The organism is Parafilimonas terrae (assembly GCF_900115755.1).
Taxonomy (GTDB): Bacteria; Bacteroidota; Bacteroidia; order Chitinophagales; family Chitinophagaceae; genus Parafilimonas; species Parafilimonas terrae.
Genome location: NZ_FOXQ01000031.1, coordinates 1 through 2,683 on the forward strand (window position 1 = coordinate 1; position 2,683 = coordinate 2,683).

Consider the following 2,683-nt stretch of genomic DNA (forward strand, 5'->3'; position numbering starts at 1 on the left):
GTGGAGGCGTCGGCAAAATTGACCACTCTTCGCCGGTTTAAGCTGACCAGGTATCGCCAAAGTATATTGACCACCTTTGGCCAGCCTAAATTGACCACTTCCTAACATTTTCAGTTCATGTTTCAGGCATCTATCCTGTCTATAAATTTTGCAGCAAAATTTATAGACAGGATGGCAAATAAAGCAATAAGCATGAACAAGATCAGGCAGGTATTACGCCTGCATACGCAAGGTTACAGCAAGTTAAAAATAGCTGCACAAACAGGTGTGGCGCGCAACACGTTAAAGAAGTATATCAAAGCGTTTACCGCCAGTGGGCTCCGTTTTGAAGAGGTCAATACGCTAAGCGATAAAGACCTGGAAGATTTATTTGTAAAGCCGGAAGAAAAGCCATTAAACAATAAACAGCAAACCTTATTCAGCCTTTTTCCGGCCATAGATAAAGAACTGAAGAAAAAAGGCGTTACCCGTTATTTGTTGTGGGAACAATACCATAAAGACCATCCGGATGGTTATGGCCTAAGCCAGTTCAAGCATTATTATGCGCAGTGGAAAGCGCAGGTAAACCCTGTTATGCGCATGGAGCATAAGGCCGGCGATAAGCTGTATGTTGACTTTGCCGGTGACAGGTTAAGCATTACCGATGCCGGTACGGGCGAAGTAAAGGAGGTGGAAGTGTTTGTAGCCATACTGGGCGCCAGCCAGCTTACGTACATAGAAGCGGTGATGACCCAGCAGAAAGAGGATTTTATAGGTGCCTGTGAAAACGCGCTTCATTTTTACGGTGGCGCTCCGGCAGCCATTGTTCCCGACAACCTCAAAAGTGCTGTTACATGCAGCAGCAAATACGAGCCATCCATCAATGAAACCTTTGAAGATTTTGCCGGGCATTATGGCACGGCTATCCTTCCTGCAAGGGCTTATCGACCCCGCGACAAAGCGCTGGTGGAAAATGCCGTCCGCATCATGTATTCCCGCATTTATGTAAAAGTGCGGCGCCATATTTACCACAGCCTTGCTGAACTGAATACAGCCATACATGCCGCCTTGCAGGAACATAATACAGCTATGCTGAAAGGCCGCAACTACAGCCGCCTTCAGCAGTTTGAAGAAGTGGAAAAAGCGGCGCTCATGCCACTGCCTGTACTGCGCTACGAACTCAAAAAACAATGTTTTGCCACGGTGGCCAAAAACGGGCATGTGTCACTTGGCGCTGATAAACATTACTACAGCGTGCCTTACCGCTTCATAGGCAAAAAGGTAAAGCTGCTTTATTCAGGGCATACCGTAGAAGTGTATTACAACTATGAGCGCATTGCCGTGCACCAAAGGGTTAAAAGCCCCTGGCAATACAGTACCGATAAAGAGCACCTGGCTTCTGCCCACCGCTTTGTAAGTGAATGGACACCGGAACGCTTTACCAGCTGGGCAGAGAAGGTACATGAAGATGTAAAGCTTTACATACTAAAAGTGCTGGAACGCAAACAGCATCCTGAACAGGCTTATAAAGCCTGCATGGGCATTTTAAGTTTTGGTAAGAAGGTGGGCCATGAACGCCTCATCAAAGCCTGCCAGCGGGCCCTGGGTTACGGGGCGTATAATTACAAAACCATACAGAAAATACTGGAAAGGGAACTTGACCTCAAAGACACGCCGGACGAAACTGACCAGCTGAAAATGCCCTTTCATGACAATATAAGGGGTGAGGGATATTACCATTAACCCTCCATCATCAACACAGAAAATCTTTTATCACATATTAAAAACAACAACAATTATGAATGCAGCCACCTTAGACAAAATGCGTAAGATGAACCTGCGGGGCATGTACCGCATATTTAAAACCAGCCTGGAAACAGATAAATCTGTTACATACACCCCCGATGAACTGGTAGCCCATCTTGTAGAAGCCGAATGGGATGAAAGGCAGAACCGCAGTATAGAACAAAAGGTAAGGAATGCCCGCTTCCGCTATAAAGCAGAATTGGAAGACCTGTATTATCACAACGACCGTAACATTGACCGTAACCAGGTTATGCGGCTGGCCGGTTGCGCCTTTATTGATAAAGCGGAAACCATCCTCATTACCGGCAGCACCGGTATTGGTAAAAGTTACATTGCCTCCGCCCTTGGTTACCATGCCTGCAGCCGCGGCTACAGGGTCATGTACCACAATGTGCCCAAACTCTTCTCCAAACTTAAAATGAGCAAGGCTGATGGCTCATACCTTAAAGAAATAGCTAAAATAGAACGGCAGCAACTGCTCATACTGGACGATTTTGGCCTGCAGCCGCTGGATACACAAAGCCGCAATGCACTGATGGAACTGGTGGAAGACCGCCATGGTAAAAGCGCCCTCATCATCACCTCGCAGGTGCCCGTAAGCAAATGGTATGATATAATTGGTGAAAAAACAATTGCCGATGCCATACTCGACCGCATTGTGCACCAGGCGCACCGCCTTGAATTAAAAGGCGAATCTTTACGAAAAAGAAGAAAGGAAGATGACTGAACTTATCTTATAAATTTGCAGCAACGTTTACCGGCAAACTATTGCTGGTGAAAAGAAAAAATAAACTCATTTTTTGAACCGCCTGAATACATACAAACTGAAAATCTTCGCCAGCAAATCCGTTGGTCAATTTGCCTCGGCCTGAGGTGGTCAATTTAAACGGCGTACCCA

2 protein-coding genes are annotated in these 2,683 nt (G+C 46.3%); both read left to right on the forward strand.

All coding sequences use genetic code 11. The features are described from left to right. Positions 1 to 192 precede the first annotated feature (192 nt). A complete protein-coding gene (gene istA, locus BM015_RS21155) occupies positions 193 to 1,722 on the forward strand; it encodes an IS21 family transposase (protein WP_218148604.1) in 1,530 nt (509 codons plus the stop codon). 55 nt (positions 1,723 to 1,777) lie between these two features. Beyond that, a complete protein-coding gene (istB, locus tag BM015_RS21160) occupies positions 1,778 to 2,512 on the forward strand; it encodes an IS21-like element helper ATPase IstB (RefSeq protein WP_090663349.1) in 735 nt (244 codons plus the stop codon). Positions 2,513 to 2,683: the final 171 nt, after the last annotated feature.

What these genes read in the sequence shown, in the direction of transcription:
- istB (WP_090663349.1), top strand. Translation starts at nt 1,778, where the DNA reads ATGAATGCAGCCACCTTAGACAAAATGCGTAAGATGAACCTGCGGGGC.
- istA (WP_218148604.1), top strand. Translation starts at nt 193, where the DNA reads ATGAACAAGATCAGGCAGGTATTACGCCTGCATACGCAAGGTTACAGC.